A 21209-nucleotide genomic window follows, 5' to 3' on the forward strand; every position below is an offset into this window, starting at 1 on the left:
TATGCTAACTCCCTGCCGCACATGCTGCCCTTATAGCTCAGTTGGTAGAGCACCTGATTTGTAATCAGGGGGTCCCGGGTTCGAGTCCTGGTGGGGGCACCATTCTTTTCCTTTCACACGTTGATCTTTTATGCATGATACCGATGGTATCGGCAGCGGGGATACCTGCCGGCAGTTGAAGAACGAACGCTCGGGACTTCTTCGGGCTCTCCGTCCGCCGGCACCCATTTCATAAGACCCACAGGCATTTCATGGCTCGCACGTTCAAAACCATCGCTTTCGCCGCCTCCGCCACCATCGAAGCGCAGAGGGCTGCAGAGGAATTGATCGCTCTTTACGGCCAGCATGATCCGAACGAAGCGGATGTGATCGTCGCGCTCGGCGGCGATGGTTTCATGCTGCACACGCTGCACGGGACGATGAATTCCGGCAAGCTGGTCTACGGCATGAATCGCGGCTCGATCGGCTTTCTGATGAACCGTTACAGCACTGAAAATCTGCACGAGCGCCTCGCCGAGGCCGTCGAGAACACGTTCCGGCCGCTGGAAATGCAGACCGTCGACACCGATGGCAAGCGCTTCCGGGCGCTTGCCATCAACGAGGTCTATCTCTTTCGCCAGTCCTACCAGGCCGCCAAACTGCGCGTCGTCGTCGATGGCCGTGTCAGGCTCGAGGAGTTGATCTGCGATGGCGTGCTTTTGTCCACACCGGCAGGGTCCACCGCCTACAACCTCTCCGCCCATGGCCCCATCCTGCCGCTCGAAGCGCCGCTGCTGGCGCTCACCCCCGTCAGCCCCTTCCGGCCTCGCCGCTGGCGCGGCGCGCTTTTGCCCAACAAGGTCACGGTCGATATCGCCATTCTCGAGCCGGATAAACGCCCGGTCAACGCGGTGGCTGATCATGTCGAGGTCAAATCGGTCGTCAAGGTCCGCATCGCCGAATCGGAGAACATCACGGCGCACATTCTATCGGATCCGGATTACTCCTGGTCGGACCGCATCCTCGCCGAGCAATTCTCGAATTAGCACGAACGTCGCCGTCGCACCTCCGGCAATCTCTTGTATTGGAATCGATTCCGGCCGAAGGTTGTGCAACAATTCAGTGTGCCTCCGGGCCCGCAAGGGATGCTGGCACCCGAGCCTCCTGCTGTCACGCGCATGCTCCAAAGGCGAAGACGATGCTCCAGCTTCGAAATTTCAGCGCAGCCACGCGTTCCGCCTGTTGTCTGGCCTTGCTCCTCGCCGCCGGGTCTTCCGTCCAAGCCGACGACACCGTTCTCATGCCCGACAATATCATTTTCGTGACGAGCACCGGATATTGGGAAGAGAGCGGTGATCCGCTGAGCGTGCTTGATCCGAACGCCGCCAAGACGGAAAACGCGCCGGCAGCGAGTTCGTCGCCCGCGGCGGCGCAGCGCGGATATTACAAGCTTGTCGCCGTCCGCCAGCCCGAAGGAAACACCCACGTCTTCCTGCAGCAGATCGCACTTGGCGCCGCGGGGCCGAAGGTCGTTTCCTCTGCGGAACTGGAAGAGTTTTCCACGATGAAAGTCTATGTGACCGACATCCGGCCGGAAACATCGGATGGCGTTGCCCGGCAGCCGGGACTGTTTGCCACTGTCTATCTGAAAACCGATCCTGCCGCGACGGAACCGGAAACCTGGACCGTGCTGATCGACGACATCGGTGACATCAAGGTCGAGCGCGAAACCAACTGATCGGCATTCACCATCAGAAGCAAAAAGCCGGACGATCAAGGCGCCCGGCTTTTTTGTTTGTCACCACGTTTTCGCCTCAGGCGAGATCGTCGACCACGGCATCGGCGCCGCCATTGACCCTGTGGGCCAGGGCCGCTTCCATGAACTCGTTGAGATCACCGTCGAGCACGTCGTCTGGCGCGGTGCTCGCTACTCCCGTGCGCAGGTCCTTGACCAGTTGGTAGGGCTGCAGCACGTAGGAGCGGATCTGATGCCCCCAGCCGATGTCGCTCTTCGATGCTGCTTCGGCGTTGGCCGCCTCTTCGCGCTTCTTCAGTTCCGATTCGTAGAGACGGGCGCGCAGCATGTCCCAGGCCTTGGCCTTGTTCTTGTGCTGCGAGCGCTCCTGCTGGCACTGCACGACGATGCCGGACGGCATGTGCGTGATACGCACGGCCGAATCGGTGGTGTTGACGTGCTGCCCCCCGGCGCCGGACGAACGGTAGGTGTCGATGCGGCAATCGCTCTCGTTGATGTCGATCTGGATGGAATCGTCGATCACCGGATAGACCCAGATAGACGAGAACGAGGTATGGCGGCGGGCATTGCTGTCGAAAGGCGAAATCCGCACCAGACGATGGACACCCGATTCCGTCTTCAGCCAGCCATAGGCGTTGTGCCCCTTGACGAGAAGCGTCGCCGACTTGATGCCTGCTTCTTCGCCGTCATGGACTTCCATGAGTTCGACCTTGTAGCCTTGGCGTTCGGCCCAACGCGTGTACATGCGCAGAAGGATATTCGCCCAGTCCTGGCTCTCGGTGCCGCCGGCGCCGGAATGCACTTCAAGATAGGTGTCGTTGCTGTCCGCCTCGCCCGAGAGCATGGCTTCCACCTGGCGCCGGGCCGCTTCGGCCCGAAGTGCCTTCAGCGCCTCTTCCGCATCCTTGACGATATCGGCATCGCCCTCTTCCTCGCCGAGTTCGATGAGGTCGATGGCGTCCTGCATCTGCTGTTCGAAAGTGCGAACGCTGTTGATGCCGTCATCGAGTTGCTGGCGTTCGCGCATCAGCTTCTGCGCTTCGGACGCATCGTTCCACAGGTTCGGATCCTCGGCCTTGTTGTTCAACCAGTCGAGCCGTCTTACCGCCTGGTCCCAGTCAAAGATGCCTCCTCAGCAGGCTTATGGCCTGCTTGATTTCGTCGACGATATTCTCGATTTCGGTCCGCATTGTCCTGCTTCTTGTACTCGAATGAAAGGTGCGCCGTGAATAACGGCGCCCGCCGCTCATGTAAAGATGGCGGGCGCCGGTAATGGAGGATTAGGGCAGGCTGCGTCAAAACAGTCCGTTTGAGCCGCGGTTGATGGCGTCATTTGCCTGCGGCGATGCCTTCAGGATTTCTTCCGGCGGGATGTACTGATCGGCGCCACCGATGACCGAGAAGGTCTCGGCCGGACCAGTACCGGGCTTGAAGGCTTCGATGATGGTGTCCGGGTCGCCCTCGGCCGCCGCCATGCCGGTCTTGCGGTTGACGGGGATCAGGCTCATTCCCTCGGGCGGCACGAACTTGACCGGGCGCGTGCCCTGCATCGCCGCCTGCATGAAATCGTTGAATACGGGGGCTGCAAGACCGCCGCCCGTCGCACCGCGTCCGAGCGGTGCCGGATTGTCGAAACCGAGATAGAGGCCGGCGACCATGTCCGGCGTGTAACCGACGAACCAGGCATCCTTCTCGTCATTGGTCGTGCCGGTCTTGCCGGCCACCGGGCGATCGAGCTTGATCTTGCCAGCCGCAGTGCCGCGCGCGATCACGCCTTCCATCATCGATGTGATCTGGTAGGCGGTCATCGGATCAAGGACCTGCTCGCGATTGTCGGTGAGAACCGGTTCTTCCTGGTTCTCCCAGTCGGCAGCATTGCAATTGTCGCAGGTGCGCTCCTCGTGGCGGAAGATCGTCTTGCCGTAGCGGTCCTGAATGCGGTCGATCATCGACGGCTTGATCTGCTTGCCGCCATTGGCGAGCACGGCATAGGCCGAAACCATCCGGAGCACCGTCGTCTCGCCCGAACCGAGCGACATGGCCAGTACCGGCATCATCTTGTCGTAGATGCCGAAGCGCTCGGCATATTCGGCAACCACATTCATGCCCATGTCGTTTGCAAGGCGAACGGTCATCAGGTTGCGCGATTTCTCGATGCCGAGGCGCAACGTCGATGGGCCGGCCGAACCGCCGCCGTAATTTTCGGGCCGCCAGACCTGGCCGCCGGTGACGAGTTCAAACGGCGCATCGAGAATGACGGATGCCGGCGTATAACCCTGGTCGAGCGCAGCCGCGTAGACGAAGGGCTTGAAGGACGATCCGGGCTGGCGCATCGCCTGCGTCGCGCGGTTGAACTCCGACTGCCCGTAGGAGAAGCCACCGGCCATGGCCAGAACGCGGCCGGTCTGCGGGTCCATTGCGACCAGGCCGCCCTGCACTTTCGGGGGCTGGCGCAGGCGATACTCGCCGTCCACGTCCGTCGCCTCGACGTAGACGACATCGCCCGGACCGACGACGCCTTCCGGCGATTTGGCCGAGTTGCGATCCCCGGTCGACGAGCGATAGGCCCACTGCATGTTCTTCGCGGTAATGTGCCCAGTCAGGCGGTCGGCGCCAACCTTGCCCGCGCCGTCCTTGTCCGGCTGGATGCCGATTTCCGCACCCTCTTCGTCAACGGAAAGCACGACGGCAAGCTTCCACTCCGGCACGTCGGAAAGCGCTTCCAGTTTGCCGAGCGGTTCGCCCCAGTCACCGCCGATCTCGATCGTCTTCAGCGCGCCATGGAAACCGCGCCGCTCGTCATAGGAGACCAGCGCGTTCTGCAGCGCCTTGCGCGCTTCAACCTGCAACCGGGGATCAAGCGATGTGCGAACGGACAGGCCGCCTTCGTAAAGCGCATTGTCGCCGTAGCGCTGGATGATCTGGCGGCGGACTTCCTCGGCAAAATACTCGGAGGCGAACAGGTGCGATCCGCCGCGCCGAACGCTGACGCCGAGCGGCTGTTTCTTGGCTTCCTCGCCGTCGGCCTTGGTGACGTAGCCGTTCTCGACCATGCGGTCGATGACCCAGTCGCGGCGCTCGAGCGCTGCCTTTTCGCGCCGGAACGGGTGATAGTTGGAAGGGCCCTTCGGCAGCGCAGCCAGATAGGCCGTCTCGGCAATGGTCAGTTCCGTCACCGACTTGTCGAAATAGGTGAGTGCTGCGCCGGCGATGCCGTAGGAATTCAGGCCGAAGAAAATCTCGTTGAGGTAGAGTTCGAGAATGCGGTCCTTGCTGTAGGCCTGCTCGATGCGGAAGGACAGGATCGCTTCCTTGACCTTACGGTCGATCGTCTGGTCGGCCGAAAGCAGGAAGTTCTTGGCGACCTGCTGGGTGATCGTCGAGGCGCCGACCGGGCGACGGCCGGAGCCGAAATTCTGCAGGTTGACGGTGATTGCGCGTGCGAGACCGGTGATGTCAACGCCCGGATGCTGATAGAAATTCTTGTCTTCGGCTGAGATGAAGGCAGCCTTGACGCGGTCTGGGATGGCCTGGATCGGCAAATAAAGGCGTCGCTCGCGGGCATATTCGGCCATCAAGGCGCCATTGCCGGCGTGAACGCGCGTCGTCACCGCGGGCGCATAGCTGTTGAGAACCTCATAGTCCGGAAGGTCCTTGGTGATGTGGCCAAGATAGATGGCGGCAGCTGCGGCCACGCCGAGCACCAGAAATGCGCCAATGCCGAAGAAATATCCAATCAGTCTGATCATCAGCCAGATACCGGTACCCTGTTGTCGTTTCACTGTGCGGAGCACGCGAGCATGGTGGGCCTACCCCGCACCTTGTCCGAATGCAATCACGCCGAACGAATTAAACCGCAAAGAACGCCGATGCCGGGTGTCCCGCGGCCCCCGCCCTTCACGTCTACGATCGGCCACCTCTTCCAGACTACCAATCGCAAAATTCCGGTTTCCGGATAGCGACCGGATTGTGAGCAAAATAGGGCTTTCGGCGTATTAAACACGCGCATCCCCTTGAAAACGATATCGCTGTTACTTCAGCGACACAAATCACATCAAACGTTATGGCTTTGGAAAACAGGGAAACAGATCAAGGCGCATGCTCCACGACCATGCCTTAACCGCCATTTGCCACCGACCCGCCCCGATAGTTGCGCACCGCACCGGCCAAAAGGCCCGCGACTTTCTTGCGCCAGACCGGATCGACCAGCAGTTTCTCGTCCTGCTTGTTGGACAAAAAACCGAGCTCAAGCAGGATCGACGGAACGTCGGGCGCTTGCAAGACCCGGAAGCCGGCATGACGGTGGGGATTGTTGATGAGGTTGATCTGCCCCTCGAACGACGAGACCACGGAGCGCGCCAGATTGACCGAGAACGCCTGCGTCTCGCGGCGCGTCAGATCGATAAGGATGTCGGCAACCTCGGCGGGTTCGCTCTTCAACGTAATTCCGGCAATCTCGTCGGACAGGTTTTCGCGCTCGGCGAGGTTGGCCGCCAGATGGTCGGACGCCTTGTCGGAGATAGTATAAATGGTCGCGCCGCGGATATCGCGCTGCCTGAGCGTATCGGCATGCACGGAAATGAACAGGTTAGCGCCGTGCTGGCGGGCAATCTGCACCCGCTCCGGCAAGGACAGGAACTCGTCCTTTTCCCGCGTCAGGAACGCCTTGACACCCGTTTCCTTGTTGAGCGTCTCCACCAGTTCGCCGGCGAAGGCGAGCGTCACGCTCTTTTCCTCCATCTTGGTTTCCGAGCCGATCGCGCCGGTATCGATGCCGCCATGCCCGGCATCGACGGCGATCACAAATTCTCCTGCAGCCGGCGGTTCGACGACTCGGCCCGTTTTGGTGGCCGTGACGGCACCCGTCCATTTCTGCTCCTCAAGGAGCCCCGAAAAGCGCTCGTCGGTCACACGCTCCGCATCGAGTACCAGCCGGAAGCCCCTGCCCTCCTCGTCGGCCTTCACATCCGCGACGGTGATCTCCACTGGCTTCTTTGCCGTCAGCACGACACGCGCGCTGCCGGCGCCCATGGCGCCATAGCGGATTTCCGTAAACAGGCCGCGTGCCGCAAGGTCCTCCGGCTTCAATCCGAAGGACGTTTCGGGCAAATCGACGATGACGCGCGTCGGGTTGGCGACGTAGTGAACGAAGAAGACCGGCTTCTTGTCGAAATCGATCACGACCCGGGTACGGGCGTCATCACCCGCGATCCGTGCGCCATAAGCGAGCAACGGCGCTTCGGCGGCTTGCGCGCCCAGCGCCGAGCACAGGACGAAAAGCCCCAGCAGCCATTGCCGCATCATCGCAGATAGGATCAAACCCGCTTTTCCTTGTCGCCAACGCTTCGCCGGATGCGCGATCGGCGCATCACGGACAACTCTGACACGGCCTCCTGATCCAGGAGCTGGCCATGCACACCACCGGTTGCCATTCCGATCATCCATGACCCCATATGGTTAACCGAACCTTGCCAAACGCGGCAAACACCTCCGGCCACCGGTCGCCGCACCGAAAACCATGCCCCGAAGCTGCCAAAACCCGCATCCTGGCGGTGCATACCCCGACAAGCGAATCAATCAATATTATGGCCGTTCCGGCTTTTCCCTTGCCATTGTGACATAGAAAACATAAAAGCTTCACAGGTAGAAAGTGTTGACGGGATAGAATCGACGACCGGCAGCCAACGGGTTTTTGAAGCCCTGGCGCCAGAGTGTGATCGGAACCGGGTAAGACCGGTTCAACGTGGGTCATGTCTCGGACAAGCAGTCGCGCTTCATCCGCCGTCGCTCCACCTTCTCCTGGCATACTGAATCGTGAAATTCCGGCGGTGGCCGGTGCGTTTATGGTGACGATCACCGAAAGCCCGTGACCGGGCACATTCATCGGGCCTTTAAGGGCCTAGTACATTGGCATTCTTGTTTGGTCATTGACGTTGTCTCAGCAGTATCGGTCAGAAGTAAACAGGCCCCGGAACGAAACCGTTCCGGCTGCCGTCTGGCTGTTGGACCATCTCCCCGACCATGCAGGAATATTCACATCCGGCGAAAAACCTGAGCTGTATGGAACGTGTCCTCCGGGGCGCGATTTTCCTGCCGTTTCTCGGTTGCGCCGAGGAGCACCACTTACATGGCAGAGAAAATGCTTATCGATGCGTCTCACGCTGAAGAGACGCGCGTCGTTGTCGTACGCGGAAACCGCATAGAAGAATTCGACTTCGAATCCGAACACAAGAAACAGATCCGCGGCAACATCTACCTCGCGAAAGTCACGCGCGTAGAGCCGTCGCTGCAGGCGGCTTTCGTCGACTACGGCGGCAATCGCCACGGCTTTCTGGCCTTCGCCGAAATCCACCCCGACTACTACCAGATCCCGCTCGCCGACCGGCAGGCACTGCTAAAGGCCGAAGCCGAGGAAGCGCGCCGCGATGACGATATCGAACACGTCGAGACGGGCACGGATCTCGGCCCCGATTCCGATGAGGAAACAGTAGCTGCAACGGAAGTAACCGTTGTCGAGGCCGCCGAGCCGGTTGAAGCCGCAAACGAGGAAAAGCCGAAGGCAAAGGCGAAGCGCCCGCGCCGGACCAAGAAGGCGGCAGCCGAGACGGCAGAAGCCGCCGCGGAAGTCTCCGACGCCGAGGACGATGAAGGTTCGCGCGGCGAGATGGCCGCCATGGTCGATGCCGACAGCATCTCGGAAGAGACGCGCGGCCGCCGCCGCAACTCCGATGATGATGACGACGACGATGGTCATCCAGAAGAGAAGGAAGTCATCGAATCCGTCGGCGCAGAAGACGCGATGGAAGAAGTGCCGGACCGTCAGGTTCGCAAGCCGCGCAAGCAGTACCGCATCCAGGAAGTCATCAAGCGCCGGCAGATCCTGCTCGTGCAGGTGGCAAAGGAAGAACGTGGCAACAAGGGTGCGGCACTCACCACCTACCTTTCGCTCGCCGGCCGCTACTCGGTACTGATGCCGAACACGGCGCGTGGCGGCGGCATTTCCCGCAAGATCACCAACCTGCCGGACCGCAAGCGCCTGAAGGAAATCGCCCGCGCGCTCGACGTGCCGCAGGGCATGGGCGTCATCCTGCGCACCGCCGGTGCCAACCGCACCAAGGTCGAGGTCAAGCGCGACTTCGAATATCTGATGCGCCTGTGGGAAAACGTCCGCACGCTGACGCTGTCCTCGACCGCTCCCTGCCTCGTCTATGAAGAAGGCAGCCTGATCAAGCGCTCGATCCGCGACCTTTACAACAAGGATATCAGCGAGATCATCGTTGCCGGCGAGGAAGGCTACAAGGAAGCCAAGGGCTTCATGAAGATGCTGATGCCGAGCCACGCCAAGGTGGTTCAGCCGTATCGCGATGTTCACCCGATCTTCTCGCGGTCGGGCATCGAAGCCCAACTCGACCGCATGCTGGTGCCGCAGGTGACGCTGAAGTCCGGCGGCTACATCATCATCAACCAGACCGAAGCGCTGGTGGCGATCGACGTCAACTCCGGCCGCTCGACCCGCGAGCACTCGATCGAGGACACCGCGCTCCAGACCAACCTCGAAGCCGCCGAGGAAGTCGCGCGCCAGCTGCGCCTGCGCGACCTTGCCGGTCTCGTGGTCGTCGATTTCATCGACATGGAAGAAAAGCGCAACAACCGCGCTGTCGAGAAGCGTCTGAAGGATCATCTGAAGAACGACCGGGCTCGCATCCAGGTTGGCCGCATCTCGCATTTCGGCCTGCTCGAAATGTCGCGCCAGCGCATCCGCGCGTCCGTTCTCGAATCGACGATGCAGACCTGCCCGCATTGCAATGGCACAGGCCATGTGCGTTCGCAGTCTTCCGTCGCCCTGCATGTCCTGCGCGGCGTCGAAGAATATTTGCTGAAGAACACCACGCACAACATCACCGTGCGCACGACGCCGGATATCGCGCTCTACCTGCTCAATCACAAGCGCGGCACGATCGTTGATTATGAAGAGCGTTTCGGCGTTCAGATCATCATCGAGGCGGACGCCCATGTCGGCGCGCAGCATTTCGCCATCGATCGCGGCGAAGCCGTCGAAAATCCGGTCAAGATCGAGCAGATCATCCACTTCGAACCCGAGCCCGACGAAGACGATGACATCATCATCGAAGAGGATATCGAGGACGAAGAAGAAGTCGTGGTTGAGGCCAAGGCTGAGCGCGCCGAGCGCGAGCCGGCCGCACAGGGCGACGACCAGGGCAACCGCAAGCGCAAGCGCCGCCGCCGGCGTCGTGGTGGTCGGGGCACTGGCCCGAACGGTGAACAAACGTCCACGGAAGCCGGCGCCACCTCCGACGACATGTCGGATGAGGACGGCGACGAGGACGACGGCGACGACGATGCCGCACAGGCCGCTGCCGATGATGCTCAGAATGCCGGGTTGAGCGAGGAAGAACGCCAGAAGCGCAAGCGCCGCCGCCGCGGCAAGCGTGGCGGCCGACGCAACCGGCCGGACGAGGCTGAAGGCGAAAACCTCGCTGCTGGCGCCGACATGGAGGGTGATGAAGGGGCGGAGATTGAACCCGAAGTATCGGCTGCCCTCGATACCGAGGCTGCTGTACCGGCTGCGGCAATCGAAGAGGTGTCCGAGACGCCTGTCGTCGCCGTAGAAGAGGCAAAACCCGCCAAGCCGAAGCGCGGCCGCAGCAAGAAAGCCGTAGCCGCCGCTCTTGAGGAAGCCCCCGTTGAGGAAGCTCCTGTCGCGACCGCCGATGCAGAGGCCCAGGCAGCTATCGAAGCACAGCCGCAGGACGTCGCTGTCGCTGAGGAACCCGTAGTCGAAAAGGCAGCAGCTTCCCTTGAGGAGACCAAGCCGGTTCGTGCCAACCGCGACATCGATTCGATCGCCAGCGAACCCGTGGTAAAATCATCCACCGCCAATCAAGACGGCGACGAACCGCCGAAGCCCAAGAAGGGCGGCTGGTGGCAGAAGCGCGGCTTCTTTTGAGCGACATCTGAAAAACCGAAACTGAAAAAACCGGCCAGGCGACTGGCCGGTTTTTTTGTGCCCGTTCCTGTTTCATAAGGAACAGCGAAAATACCGCTCTGATGGGATTGTACCGCCGTCGACGAGATGGGCTCGTCCGACGTCAACCGGAGGAGACAATCATGCGTCGCTTCGTTATCGCCGCGGCCCTTGCCGCCGTCCCGGCGGTTTCCTTGGCAGCATCATTCCACGCCGACAGCTACAGCCGCCAACGCTTCAATGACTATTATTACAAGAGCTATGACACCGCCTTTGAGCCAATCTGCGTGGTTCGGAAAATCCGTTCGGTTGACGACCGGGGCAAGCCGGTAGTCCGGAAAGTCCGCATTTGCCGCTGAGGCCTACTGTCTTCATAGAGGATATCAAACCATTGCGCGTCCGTTGGGCGCGCATCGCAGGCCTCAGGCGCCGGCGCACGCGAAGCGGCTCCGCGCTTCACAGTTTGATTCAGCATCATCACTATCTGAATCCGAAAAATCCAGCAATCATCTGATATCGTTCGATAATTACGCCAGCCAGCGGGCGATGCGATCCATCGCCTCGGCCATGTCGGCCTCGGCGCCCGCATAGGAAAACCGCATCGCGCGGTGCCCTTCGAGCGGGTCGAAATCCAGCCCTGGCGTTGCCGCGACGTTGATTTCCGCCAGCATCCTCCTGGCAAACGCCATGCTGTCATTGGTGAACCGGCTGACATCGGCATAGGCGTAGAAGGCGCCGTCCATCGGCGAGGCAATGGAAAAGCCGATCTCGGGCAGGCGTTTCAACAGGAGGTCGCGGTTGGCCGCATAGGATGCCTTGTAGACGTCGAGCTCGGCCTCGGCGCCAAGGGCAGCCTCGGCGGCGATCTGCGACAGTTCCGGCGGCGAGATATAGAGGCTCTGGGCGATGCGCTCGAAGGCGCGCACCTGCGTTTGCGGCAGTACCATCCAGCCGATCCGCCAGCCGGTCATGCAATAGTATTTCGAGAAGGAATTGATGATCACTGCCTCATCGGTGACGCTGAGCGCGGTCGTCTCCTCGCCGGCGAAGGTCAGGCCGTGGTAGATCTCGTCGGAGATGAAGGCGATGCCACGGTCGTGGCAGTAATCGGCCAGTGCCTTCAGGCCCGCCCTGCCCGTGACAGTGCCGGTCGGATTGGCAGGACTTGCCAAGAGAACGCCGTTCAGCGGTTTTCCGGCTTTTGCCGCGGCAGCCTCGAGACTTTGCGGCGTCAGCGTGAACCCGCTTTCGGCATCCGCCTCGACTTCAACAACCGTCAGGCCGAGCGCTGCCAGGATGTTGCGGTAGGCCGGATAGCCCGGCCGGGCGATTGCAACGCAGTCGCCGGGATCGAACAGGGCCAGAAACGCCAGATTGAAGCCCGCCGACGATCCCGTCGTCACCGCGACCCGCTGCGGATCGACCTCCACGCCGTAGCGCGTGCGATAGTGCTTGGCGATCGCGATCCGGAGCGACGAAGTTCCAAGCGCATCCGTATAGCCCAACCGCCCGTGCACGAGTGCCGCGCGCGCAGCTTCCAATGCGGCCTTCGGCGCCGGATGGCTCGGTTGCCCGACAGCCATGGAGATAACCGGATATCCGGCCTCACGGCGTTTCGTTGCCTCGGCTAGGACGTCCATGGCGTGGAAGGGTTCGACGGAGCTGCGGGTGGAAAGCGGCTTCAACAGCACATCCTCGACGTTTTTGATCTCTGCAAGCCATGTGCCTGATCGCAATGGGCTTCACAAGTGCGCGAGCGCCGCATTTCCGCCGATTTTGCAGTTTCGTTTGGCACCGCGCGCCCCTATGCTGGCTGCAGAAATTCTGTTGTCTTTCAAACAAGCCTGTTGACCCCGCCTCGGCAATTGAACGACAGACCGAACACAGAAAAAAGGCTACGAGGAAGACATGGTATTCAACGCTCGAAAGATCATCGCCGCAACGCTCATCCTGCTTTCGGCGACGGCTGCGCTGCCTCAAGGAGCGCACGCGCTGGATGACAAGCAGAAGCAGGAGATCGGCGCGTTCATCAAGGAATACCTCGTCGCAAATCCGGAAATCCTTTTGGAAGCGCAGCAGGCGCTGAAGAAGAAGCAGGCCGACGAGCAACTGCAGCAGGCGGAAGCTGCCATCAGCGACAATGAAAAGGCGATTTTCCAGTCGAAATATGACGTCACGCTCGGCAATCCAAACGGCGACGTGACCATCGTCGAGTTCTACGACTACAATTGCGGTTATTGCAAACGCGCCCTGTCCGACATGGAAACCATTCTCGAAAAAGACAAGAATGTCCGTTTCGTGCTGAAGGAACTACCGATCCTCGGACCGGATTCGATCGCCGCGCACAAGGTGAGCGCCGCCTTCCGCGACATTGCACCGGAGAAATACGGCGATTTCCACCGCGCGTTGCTCGGCGGCGAGGAGCGCGCGACCGAGGAAACGGCGATCGCCGTTGCCGGCAAGCTCGGCGTGGCGGAAGCCGACCTTCGCAAGAGGATGGACGAGACCTCAAATGACGACGCGGTCAAGGAAGCCTATACGCTTGCCAATAGTCTCGGCATCACCGGCACGCCCTCCTATGTCGTCGGCCGGGAGGCCGTTTTCGGTGCCGTCGGCGCAGAGGAACTGGAAACGAAGGTCGCGAATGTCCGCGCTTGTGGAAAGACCGTCTGCTGAACGCTGATTTTGCCGGCAGGGCCGGGCGTTATCGCTTGTGGACAAAAGCCGCGAGGGGCCGTAGGGCTTTTCCTCACGGAGCCATCCGTCTATAGGTAACGCTCGATTATCGGACCCGATCCCCTATGCCATCGACAATTTTCGTGCTGAACGGCCCCAACCTCAACGCGCTCGGTAAACGTGAGCCTGGCATCTATGGGGGGCAGACGCTGGCCGATATCGAGGCGATGTGCGTGGAACATGGCAAGACGCTCGGTCTCGACGTCATCTGCCACCAGAGCAACCATGAGGGCGACCTCGTCGACTGGTTTCACGAGGCGGGAGGCGTGGCGCAGGGCATTGTCGTCAACGCCGGCGCCTATACCCACACGTCGATCGCGTTGCACGATGCCGCAAAGGCGATCGGCATCCCGGTCATCGAAGTGCACCTTTCCAATGTCCACGCCCGCGAAGAATTCCGGCACAAGTCGATGCTTGCTCCGGCGGCAAAGGGCGTGATTTGCGGCTTTGGCGCCGACAGTTACATTCTCGCGCTCAATGCGCTAAAGACACTCACGCAACAGACGAAATAAAAAGAACACGAGGCTCTCATCCATGGCTGACAAGAAACCCGGCATCGACCAGACGCTGATCCGCGATCTCGCCAACATCCTGAACGAAACCGATCTCACCGAAATCGAAGTGGAACAGGAAGACCTGCGTATCCGCGTATCGCGCGCCGGGACACCGCAATACGTCTCCGCTCCGGTTCCGGCCATGGCAGCACCGGTTCAGGCTGCTTCAGCCGCTATGGCCCAGGCCACCGCTGCGGAAAGCGCAAGGGCATCGAAGAACGCCGTCACCGCGCCGATGGTTGGCACCGTCTACCTGTCGCCGGCTCCGGGTTCGCGCCCCTTCGTTGAAGCCGGCGCCGCGGTCAAGGAAGGCCAGACCATCCTGATCATCGAAGCCATGAAGACGATGAACCAGATTCCGGCGCCGCGCTCCGGCCGGGTGGTCGAAATCCTAGTTGAAGACGGTGCGCCGGTTGAATACGGCGAAGCGCTGATCATCATCGAATAGGCCATCACAGATGATTTCCAAGATCCTCATCGCCAATCGCGGCGAAATCGCCCTCCGGGTCCTGCGCGCGTGCAAGGAACTCGGAATTGCGACAGTCGCCGTTCATTCCACGGCCGACGCCGATGCCATGCATGTCCGCCTTGCCGACGAGAGCGTCTGCATCGGCCCGCCGCCTTCGCGCGACAGCTATCTGAACATCCATCAGATCGTCGCGGCCTGCGAGATCACCGGCGCCGATGCCGTGCATCCGGGCTATGGCTTCCTGTCCGAGAATGCCAAGTTCGCCGATATCCTCGACGCGCATGGCATCACCTTCATCGGTCCGACCGCCGATCACATCCGCATCATGGGCGACAAGATCACGGCGAAGGAGACCGCCAAGTCGCTTGGCATTCCCGTCGTTCCCGGCTCCGCCGGCGAGGTGAAGCCCGAGAACGCGCTGGCGATCGCCCGCGAAATCGGCTTCCCCGTGCTGATCAAGGCGACGGCCGGCGGCGGCGGACGCGGCATGAAGGTGGCCCGCAACGAGGACGATCTGTCCGAAGCGGTTTCCACGGCGCGCTCCGAAGCCCTGGCTGCGTTCGGCAACGACGCCGTCTATATGGAAAAATACCTCGGCAAGCCGCGCCATATCGAAATCCAGGTCATCGGCGACGGTGAAGGCAATGCCATCCATCTCGGCGAGCGCGACTGCTCGCTGCAGCGCCGCCACCAGAAGGTCTGGGAAGAAGCCAATTCCCCGGCGCTCAACGTCGAGCAGCGGATGAAGATCGGCGAAGTCTGCGCCGCGGCCATGCGCAAGCTGAAATATCGCGGCGCCGGCACCATCGAGTTCCTCTACGAGAACGGCGAGTTCTACTTCATCGAAATGAACACCCGCCTGCAGGTGGAACATCCGATAACCGAGGCCATCACCGGCATCGACCTTGTGCACGAGCAGATCCGCGTCGCTTCCGGCGCCGGCCTGTCTATAACGCAGGACGAAGTGGTCTTCTCCGGTCATGCCATCGAATGCCGCATCAATGCCGAGGATCCGCGCACCTTCGTGCCCTCGCCCGGCACGATCACGCATTTCCATGCGCCCGGTGGTCTTGGCGTGCGCGTCGATTCCGGCGCCTATCAGGGCTACCGGATCCCGCCCTATTACGATAGCCTGATCGGCAAGCTGATCGTGCATGGGCGTACCCGCGTCGAATGCATGATGCGCCTGCGCCGCGTGCTGGACGAATTCGTCATCGACGGCATCAAGACGACGCTGCCGCTGTTCCAGGACCTGATCAACAATCAGGACATCGCCAACGGCGATTACGACATCCACTGGCTGGAGCACTATCTGGCCCAGCCGTCCGAATGAGGTTTTGAATGAAAGGGACCCGCAGCAGGCAACCGGACATCACCCCGGATTTGCTGTTGCGGGCCTATTCCATCGGCCTTTTCCCTATGGCCGATTCGGCCGACGATCCGGAGCTTTTCTGGGTGGAGCCGGAATTGCGCGGCGTCATCCCGCTCGATAACTTCCACGTTTCGAAAAGGCTGGCGAAAACGGTAAGGCGGGCGCCCTTCGATATCCGCTACGACACGGCCTTCGAAGAGGTCATGGAAGGCTGCGCTGCCCCTGCCCCCGACCGGCCGACCACTTGGATCAACGCCAAAATCCGCTCGCTCTATGCCACGCTGCACGGCATGGGACACGCTCACTCCGTTGAGGCGTGGGAAAACGAGGAACTGGTCGGGGGGCTCTATGGGGTTTCGCTCGGTTCGGCCTTCTTCGGCGAAAGCATGTTCTCGCGCCGCACGGACGCCTCGAAGATCTGCCTCGTCCATCTGGTCGAGCGCCTGCGCGAGCGCGGCTTCACGCTGCTCGACACGCAATTCACCACCGAACACCTGAAAAGCTTCGGCGCCATCGACGTGCCCAAAGCGCGCTACGAAAAGATGCTGGCGCGCGCCATCGCCTCGCCGCACATCAAATTCTGAAAATCGGGGCGTTGTCTACTGGCTGGCCGCAGCGTCCGGCGGCGGCAGGTCGGACTTTGCCTTGCAGCTGTTCAGCCAGACGTCATAGACCGGGTGCTCGACCGCATTCAGGCCGGGGCTGTCGGCAAACATCCAGCCGGTGAAGATGCGGCGGATCTTGCGGTCGAGGGTGATCTCGTCCACCTCTACGAAAGTGTCGGTCTTCGGCGCCTCGGTATCGTCACGGCTGTAGCAGACGCGTGGCGTTACCTGCAGCGCGCCGAACTGGACGGTCTCGCCGATATAGACGTCAAAGGTGGTGATGCGGCCGGTGATCTTGTCGATGCCGGAAAAGACTGCGACCGGATTGGTGATCCGCGCGGCCTCAGCAGCCGCGGTCATGGACAGAAGCGAGGCACCGGCAATCGCGAACAGGGCAGCCGCCGCAAAGGCCCGGCGCATCTCAATTCGCTGATTTGAAACTACCATTTACGCCCGTCTCCCGCGCGATCCCGATCAAAGTACCGGGTATCAGGCGCTAAACATGAAATGTGGCCGAGGCATGGTGCCCCGGGTGCAATCGAAAGTCAGGAAAGGCCCCGCCTTAAAATTCGGCTCAGGAACGTGGCGTCCAGGCATCATAATCGCCGGTCACGCGCGGACGCTCGCCGTTCTTGCTGATCGAGCCCTGGGGACGATAGGCATCGGCCGTGCCGGTGGCGTTCACACGATGCGGCTTCTGCCATTCGCGCGGCTGATAGTTTTCGTCGGCGGGCGAAACGTCGGTGCGGTGATGCATCCAGCCATGCCAGCCCGGCGGAATGGCGGACGCATCGGCATAACCGTTGTAGATCACCCAGCGGCGGGTACGGCCTTCGGAATCCTTGCCGCCCTCATAATAGACGTTACCGGCGGCATCTTCGCCGACCCGCTTGCCGAAGCGCCAGGTATGAAAGCGCGTGCCGATCGTCTGTCCATTCCACCAGGTAAAAATCTGCAGCAGAGACTTCATGATGTCCGTCCTTGACCGCGCCAAAACAACCGCGCGGGATATCCTAGAGTGCTGTTCCGCTTATGCCGCGCAGCCTGCCCGATGTCCAGTGATTCCGTTGCCGCAGCGTCATTTCAAGCGGATCTTGAAGCCGAGATGAGAGGGGGAGAAGCCAGCCCCGCTGTAGACGAACGAACCGTGACATCAACACGGAACAACGTCTGCAGACTGCTCAGCCGAGCGGCTTTTCCATGATGATCGCCGGGATGCAGGACTGGCCATCGCCACAATTTGCCGTCTCGCCGATTTTCACGAAACCATGTGCCTCATAGAAAGCGACGGCCGCATGGTTTTCCGGCTCGACCTCGAGCTGCATGAATTCGGCATCGGGAAAGCAGGTTTCGAGCTCGGCGAACATGTCGCGGCCGATGCCCTGACGCTGAAATTTTGGCAGGACGTAGAGCTGATGCAGGATCGCGCCCTTCTTGAGGGTCTCGGACATGGCGGCATACGCCATGCCGCCGATGTCCTTGCCGTTGTCCGCCACGACGAATTCCGCATTCTTGCGCGCGAGCCGGGCCTTCAGCGCCAGCACCGAATGCCATTTCGCCGTTAGCTCTCCGACCTTGTCGGCGCCATAAAGCGCATCATAGGTGGCGTGCCATGTTTCGCCAAGAAGCGCACTCACCTTGGCAAGATCGCGCTCCGAAGCTGTGCGAACGAAGAACACAGGCTACTCCTCGAGCCCGAGCTTTGCCTTGACCAAAGCCTGCACGGCCTGCGGGTTGGCCTTGCCGCCGGTCGCCTTCATGACCTGGCCGACGAACCAGCCGGCAAGCGACGGCTTGGCCTGAACCTTGGCGACCTGGTCCGGGTTTGCGGCGATGATCTCGTCCACCGCCTTTTCGATGGCGCCGGTGTCGGTCACCTGCTTCATGCCGCGCGATTCGACCAGTTCTGCCGGATCGCCGCCCTCGTTCCAGACGATTTCGAACAGGTCCTTGGCGATCTTGCCGGAGATGACTTCCGATTTGATCAGGTCGAGAATACCGCCAAGCTGGGCGGGGGAAACCGGAGTTTCTTCAATGCCTTTGCCGGCTTTGTTCAAGGCGCCCAGCAGGTCGTTGATCACCCAGTTGGCGGCGATCTTGCCGTCACGGCCGGCAGCAACGGCCTCGAAATAGTCGGCGATCGCCTTTTCCGAGACGAGTACGGAGGCATCATAGACCGACAGGCCGAGTTCGCGCACGAAACGCTCTTTCTTGTCATCCGGCAATTCCGGCAGATGCGCCTTCAGATCCTCGATGAAGGCGTCATCGAATTCGAGCGGCAGAAGGTCCGGATCGGGGAAATAGCGGTAGTCATGCGCGTCTTCCTTGGAGCGCATCGACCGCGTCTCGCCCTTGTTCGGATCGAACAGGCGGGTTTCCTGATCGATCGTGCCACCGTCCTCGAGAATGCCGATCTGGCGGCGGGCTTCGTATTCGATGGCCTGGCCGATGAACCGGATCGAGTTGACGTTCTTGATCTCGCAGCGCGTGCCGAACCCCTCGCCCGGACGGCGCACCGAGACGTTGACGTCGGCGCGCATCGAGCCCTCGTCCATGTTGCCGTCGCAGGTGCCGAGATAGCGCACGATCGAGCGCAGCTTGGTCATGTAGGCCTTGGCTTCGTCCGAGGAGCGCATGTCGGGCTTGGAAACGATTTCCATCAGCGCCACGCCCGAGCGGTTGAGGTCGACATAGGACATGGTCGGGTTCTGGTCGTGCATCGACTTGCCGGCATCCTGCTCCAGATGCAGCCGCTCGATGCCGACCTCGACATCCTCGAACTGGCCCTGCCGATCGGGGCCGACCGAAATGATGATCTTGCCCTCACCGACGATCGGGTCCTTGAACTGAGAAATCTGGTATCCCTGCGGCAGGTCCGGATAGAAATAGTTCTTGCGGTCGAAGATCGAGCGCTTGTTGATCTGCGCCTTCAGGCCAAGCCCGGTGCGCACCGCCTGCTTGACGCATTCCTCGTTGATGACCGGCAGCATGCCGGGCATGGCGGCATCAACCAGCGAGACGTTGGAGTTCGGCGCATTGCCGAAGGTCGTGGACGCACCCGAGAACAGCTTCGAATTGCTGGTCACCTGGGCATGAACTTCCATGCCGACGATGATTTCCCAGTCGCCGGTGGCGCCTGGAATATAGCGTTTCGGATCGGAAATGCGGACATCGACAATGGTCATGGAATGCTCTTCTGTAAGCTCGAAATCGTGATCTTCTCGGTAGAACAATTGGCTGGGGGGTGCAAGGCTTGTCGCGTCCCACGTAACGTATTGCAGTCCGCGGAGGCGTTTGCGGTCCGTTCAGATATGTTTGCCAAGATGGGCCATGACACAAAGCCTGACCGTCGCCCTCATCGTCCTTTTGATCAATCTCATCATCTTTTGCGTCTTCTGGTGGGACAAGGACGCCGCCCGCAAAGGGCAATGGCGCGTGCCGGAAAGCCGGCTGCTCTGCCTCGCGCTGATCGGCGGCAGCCCGGGCGCCGTCGCGGCGCAGCGGCTCTTGCGTCACAAGACGCGCAAGGAACCGTTTCGGACGCAGCTGATGCTCATCTGCGCGATGCACGTCGTTGGCCTCGTCGCGTGGCTTTCCGCGCCGCTTTGGGCTCCCATGGCACTTGCTGCAGCGACCGCTCTCGCGCGCTAACCACCGGCCGCCACTGGTATTCTTGACGATTTCGACGTCCTTGCGCTAAAAGCGGCCGTCCTTATGGAGTTTTGATGTTCTCCTCGTCTGAGATTGCCTGAGGGCCCTGCCCGCAAAATTGCTTTGCGCGCAAGGGCCGGAAAACGAAGCCCTGACGTTCGATCGAACGCCAGACCCGTTTTCATGCGTTCAGCCGAACGCCTTTCGGAACTCACCATCAATGGACATTTCACGCGACGAACAGCGTATTCTGCATCTCATGGCCCAGGGCGGCCGCATCGAAATCATCCGCTCGGATGGCAAATCGATCGACGGTGCCCGATGCTTCACCCGCGACGGCTGGCTTTACCCGGGCTTCGGTCTGGAGATGTTTCGCAAGCTGAAGCGAAAGAAGGCAATCTCATCATCCGGCGGCAAGCCCTACCGGATCACTCAACGCGGTCTCGTTCTCGTGCGCTCGCAGTTGAACAACCGCTGACAGGAAAATACCGGCGAGTGCGAATTCCGCTCTCGCCGGATTTCAAAACAAGGTGATGCGCTGCCGTTCAGCTCAAAACCACTGCTGGCCCGATTGAGCGGCAGGCTCTTCCAGCGACTTGCTCATCCCGACCGACTCGACGTCCCTGTCGAGTTTTGGCGCATAGGTGGTCGAAAGCCAGCTGATCGAATATCCGTGCTTGCGGAAGAAGCCGATTGCCGGGACATTTTGCGCATGGGTCTTGATGACGGCCGCTTCGAACCCTTCGGCGAGAATACGGCGCTCCAGTTCGGCAAGCAGGACGGAGCCAAGGCCGTTCCGTTGCGCCGCGGGCCTTATCCAGAGATCGGAGATATGGCCGTCATTGTCTTCACGCGCGGCCCAGCCGGCAGCTTGGCCGTCGAGCTCGATGACACTGACCGAAAACCACTTCGACCGCAGAAAGGAAAGAAACGCCAGTTCCGCCACGCGGCGCATCGCTGGCGCATCGGCGACACCCGAAACGGCCTTCTCCCAGGATTCGAGCCCGATCGCCGTCAAGACAAGGACTTCTTCTTCGCGCGCTGGACGGATTTCGGCCATTGAGTGGCTCCCTTCCACTCCAATAGAACGTTCGAAGCGAG

At 61.0% G+C, this 21209-nt stretch carries 20 protein-coding genes and 1 tRNA gene; 12 read left to right on the forward strand and 9 right to left on the reverse strand.

The annotated features are described in order from the left end of the window. Positions 1-26 precede the first annotated feature (26 nt). The 3 genes from ACSQ3F_RS18945 to ACSQ3F_RS18955 all read left to right on the forward strand — a co-directional run bounded on the left by ACSQ3F_RS18945 (position 27) and on the right by ACSQ3F_RS18955 (position 1717). A tRNA-Thr gene (locus ACSQ3F_RS18945) sits at positions 27-102 on the forward strand. A gap of 149 nt (positions 103-251) precedes the next feature. Beyond that, positions 252-1025 carry an NAD kinase gene (locus tag ACSQ3F_RS18950; protein WP_436101630.1) on the forward strand — a complete coding sequence of 258 codons (774 nt, stop codon included), beginning with the start codon at positions 252-254 and terminating at the stop codon, positions 1023-1025. Between the two features lie 152 nt (positions 1026-1177). Further along, the gene (locus tag ACSQ3F_RS18955; protein WP_436101631.1) at positions 1178-1717 is read left to right on the forward strand and encodes a hypothetical protein; all 540 of its coding nucleotides are present in this window, start codon (positions 1178-1180) and stop codon (positions 1715-1717) included. Between the two features lie 76 nt (positions 1718-1793). Here the strand turns inward: ACSQ3F_RS18955 and prfB are convergent. The 3 genes from prfB to ACSQ3F_RS18970 form a co-directional block, all read right to left on the reverse strand. Continuing rightward, positions 1794-2925 (reverse strand): peptide chain release factor 2 gene (gene prfB, locus ACSQ3F_RS18960; protein WP_436101632.1). Its coding sequence is split into 2 segments (ribosomal slippage): positions 1794-2855 and positions 2857-2925, totalling 1131 coding nucleotides; the frame shifts between segments, so codons are not numbered across the junction. Between the two features lie 105 nt (positions 2926-3030). Next, entirely contained in the window at positions 3031-5484 is a 2454-nt protein-coding gene (locus ACSQ3F_RS18965; protein WP_436101633.1) for a penicillin-binding protein 1A, read from the reverse strand. Between the two features lie 367 nt (positions 5485-5851). Further along, entirely contained in the window at positions 5852-7036 is a 1185-nt protein-coding gene (locus tag ACSQ3F_RS18970) for an N-acetylmuramoyl-L-alanine amidase (RefSeq protein ID WP_436102187.1), read from the reverse strand. Between the two features lie 826 nt (positions 7037-7862). On the opposite strand from ACSQ3F_RS18970, the gene ACSQ3F_RS18975 reads away from it, so the two are divergent. Together ACSQ3F_RS18975 and ACSQ3F_RS18980 are read left to right on the forward strand one after the other, a co-directional pair. Beyond that, a complete protein-coding gene (locus ACSQ3F_RS18975) occupies positions 7863-10703 on the forward strand; it encodes an Rne/Rng family ribonuclease (RefSeq protein WP_436101634.1) in 2841 nt (946 codons plus the stop codon). A 161-nt stretch (positions 10704-10864) separates the two neighbouring features. Then, on the forward strand, positions 10865-11080 hold the full coding sequence (locus ACSQ3F_RS18980; protein WP_436101635.1) for a hypothetical protein: 216 nt from the start codon (positions 10865-10867) through the stop codon (positions 11078-11080). Positions 11081-11248: 168 nt separating this feature from the next. On the opposite strand, the gene ACSQ3F_RS18985 is transcribed toward ACSQ3F_RS18980, so the two are convergent. Further along, positions 11249-12361 (reverse strand): pyridoxal phosphate-dependent aminotransferase, encoded by a 1113-nt coding sequence (locus tag ACSQ3F_RS18985; RefSeq protein WP_436102188.1) that lies wholly within the window; start codon positions 12359-12361, stop codon positions 11249-11251. A 268-nt stretch (positions 12362-12629) separates the two neighbouring features. Between ACSQ3F_RS18985 and ACSQ3F_RS18990 the strand changes: the two genes are divergently transcribed. From ACSQ3F_RS18990 to aat, 5 genes are all read left to right on the forward strand, one after another. Continuing rightward, positions 12630-13397, forward strand: a complete 768-nt coding sequence (locus tag ACSQ3F_RS18990; protein WP_436101636.1) for a DsbA family protein — start codon at positions 12630-12632, stop codon at positions 13395-13397. A 125-nt stretch (positions 13398-13522) separates the two neighbouring features. Continuing rightward, entirely contained in the window at positions 13523-13969 is a 447-nt protein-coding gene (gene aroQ, locus ACSQ3F_RS18995; RefSeq protein ID WP_436101637.1) for a type II 3-dehydroquinate dehydratase, read from the forward strand. Between the two features lie 22 nt (positions 13970-13991). Next, a complete protein-coding gene (accB, locus tag ACSQ3F_RS19000) occupies positions 13992-14459 on the forward strand; it encodes an acetyl-CoA carboxylase biotin carboxyl carrier protein (RefSeq protein WP_436101638.1) in 468 nt (155 codons plus the stop codon). A 10-nt stretch (positions 14460-14469) separates the two neighbouring features. Continuing rightward, positions 14470-15813, forward strand: coding sequence for an acetyl-CoA carboxylase biotin carboxylase subunit (gene accC, locus ACSQ3F_RS19005; protein WP_436101639.1), 1344 nt, complete (start codon positions 14470-14472; stop codon positions 15811-15813). A gap of 8 nt (positions 15814-15821) precedes the next feature. Next, positions 15822-16436: a leucyl/phenylalanyl-tRNA--protein transferase gene (aat, locus tag ACSQ3F_RS19010; RefSeq protein ID WP_436101640.1), complete on the forward strand. Its 615-nt coding sequence runs from the start codon at positions 15822-15824 to the stop codon at positions 16434-16436. A gap of 15 nt (positions 16437-16451) precedes the next feature. Here aat and ACSQ3F_RS19015 read toward each other — a convergent pair whose 3' ends face one another. From ACSQ3F_RS19015 to gatB, 4 genes are all read right to left on the reverse strand, one after another. Beyond that, entirely contained in the window at positions 16452-16817 is a 366-nt protein-coding gene (locus tag ACSQ3F_RS19015) for a DUF2155 domain-containing protein (RefSeq protein ID WP_436102189.1), read from the reverse strand. Positions 16818-17031: 214 nt separating this feature from the next. Next, the gene (locus tag ACSQ3F_RS19020; RefSeq protein ID WP_436084418.1) at positions 17032-17427 is read right to left on the reverse strand and encodes an NADH:ubiquinone oxidoreductase subunit NDUFA12; all 396 of its coding nucleotides are present in this window, start codon (positions 17425-17427) and stop codon (positions 17032-17034) included. A gap of 211 nt (positions 17428-17638) precedes the next feature. Further along, complete coding sequence (locus ACSQ3F_RS19025; protein WP_436101641.1) at positions 17639-18136, reverse strand: N-acetyltransferase family protein; 498 nt, start codon at positions 18134-18136, stop codon at positions 17639-17641. A 3-nt stretch (positions 18137-18139) separates the two neighbouring features. Beyond that, positions 18140-19642: an Asp-tRNA(Asn)/Glu-tRNA(Gln) amidotransferase subunit GatB gene (gene gatB, locus ACSQ3F_RS19030; RefSeq protein ID WP_436101642.1), complete on the reverse strand. Its 1503-nt coding sequence runs from the start codon at positions 19640-19642 to the stop codon at positions 18140-18142. Positions 19643-19787: 145 nt separating this feature from the next. On the opposite strand from gatB, the gene ACSQ3F_RS19035 reads away from it, so the two are divergent. Both ACSQ3F_RS19035 and ACSQ3F_RS19040 read left to right on the forward strand, forming a co-directional pair. Next, the gene (locus tag ACSQ3F_RS19035; protein WP_436101643.1) at positions 19788-20108 is read left to right on the forward strand and encodes a DUF1294 domain-containing protein; all 321 of its coding nucleotides are present in this window, start codon (positions 19788-19790) and stop codon (positions 20106-20108) included. Positions 20109-20328: 220 nt separating this feature from the next. Beyond that, positions 20329-20586 carry a YjhX family toxin gene (locus ACSQ3F_RS19040; RefSeq protein WP_436101644.1) on the forward strand — a complete coding sequence of 86 codons (258 nt, stop codon included), beginning with the start codon at positions 20329-20331 and terminating at the stop codon, positions 20584-20586. Between the two features lie 72 nt (positions 20587-20658). Here ACSQ3F_RS19040 and ACSQ3F_RS19045 read toward each other — a convergent pair whose 3' ends face one another. Continuing rightward, a complete protein-coding gene (locus ACSQ3F_RS19045) occupies positions 20659-21168 on the reverse strand; it encodes an N-acetyltransferase family protein (RefSeq protein WP_436101645.1) in 510 nt (169 codons plus the stop codon). Positions 21169-21209 lie beyond the last annotated feature (41 nt).

This window comes from Pararhizobium sp. LjRoot238 (assembly GCF_964252955.1).
Classification (GTDB): Bacteria; Pseudomonadota; Alphaproteobacteria; order Rhizobiales; family Rhizobiaceae; genus Pararhizobium.

Coding starts and splice junctions, on each gene's coding strand:
- gatB (WP_436101642.1), bottom strand. CDS start 19,642: ATGACCATTGTCGATGTCCGCATTTCCGATCCGAAACGCTATATTCCA.
- ACSQ3F_RS18965 (WP_436101633.1), bottom strand. CDS start 5,484: ATGATCAGACTGATTGGATATTTCTTCGGCATTGGCGCATTTCTGGTG.
- aroQ (WP_436101637.1), top strand. CDS start 13,523: ATGCCATCGACAATTTTCGTGCTGAACGGCCCCAACCTCAACGCGCTC.
- ACSQ3F_RS18990 (WP_436101636.1), top strand. CDS start 12,630: ATGGTATTCAACGCTCGAAAGATCATCGCCGCAACGCTCATCCTGCTT.
- accB (WP_436101638.1), top strand. CDS start 13,992: ATGGCTGACAAGAAACCCGGCATCGACCAGACGCTGATCCGCGATCTC.
- ACSQ3F_RS18975 (WP_436101634.1), top strand. CDS start 7,863: ATGGCAGAGAAAATGCTTATCGATGCGTCTCACGCTGAAGAGACGCGC.
- ACSQ3F_RS19035 (WP_436101643.1), top strand. CDS start 19,788: ATGACACAAAGCCTGACCGTCGCCCTCATCGTCCTTTTGATCAATCTC.
- ACSQ3F_RS18955 (WP_436101631.1), top strand. CDS start 1,178: ATGCTCCAGCTTCGAAATTTCAGCGCAGCCACGCGTTCCGCCTGTTGT.
- accC (WP_436101639.1), top strand. CDS start 14,470: ATGATTTCCAAGATCCTCATCGCCAATCGCGGCGAAATCGCCCTCCGG.
- ACSQ3F_RS19015 (WP_436102189.1), bottom strand. CDS start 16,817: ATGACCGCGGCTGCTGAGGCCGCGCGGATCACCAATCCGGTCGCAGTC.
- ACSQ3F_RS19045 (WP_436101645.1), bottom strand. CDS start 21,168: ATGGCCGAAATCCGTCCAGCGCGCGAAGAAGAAGTCCTTGTCTTGACG.
- ACSQ3F_RS18980 (WP_436101635.1), top strand. CDS start 10,865: ATGCGTCGCTTCGTTATCGCCGCGGCCCTTGCCGCCGTCCCGGCGGTT.
- aat (WP_436101640.1), top strand. CDS start 15,822: ATGAAAGGGACCCGCAGCAGGCAACCGGACATCACCCCGGATTTGCTG.
- ACSQ3F_RS18970 (WP_436102187.1), bottom strand. CDS start 7,036: ATGCGGCAATGGCTGCTGGGGCTTTTCGTCCTGTGCTCGGCGCTGGGC.
- ACSQ3F_RS18950 (WP_436101630.1), top strand. CDS start 252: ATGGCTCGCACGTTCAAAACCATCGCTTTCGCCGCCTCCGCCACCATC.
- ACSQ3F_RS19020 (WP_436084418.1), bottom strand. CDS start 17,427: ATGAAGTCTCTGCTGCAGATTTTTACCTGGTGGAATGGACAGACGATC.
- ACSQ3F_RS19040 (WP_436101644.1), top strand. CDS start 20,329: ATGGACATTTCACGCGACGAACAGCGTATTCTGCATCTCATGGCCCAG.
- ACSQ3F_RS18985 (WP_436102188.1), bottom strand. CDS start 12,361: ATGGACGTCCTAGCCGAGGCAACGAAACGCCGTGAGGCCGGATATCCG.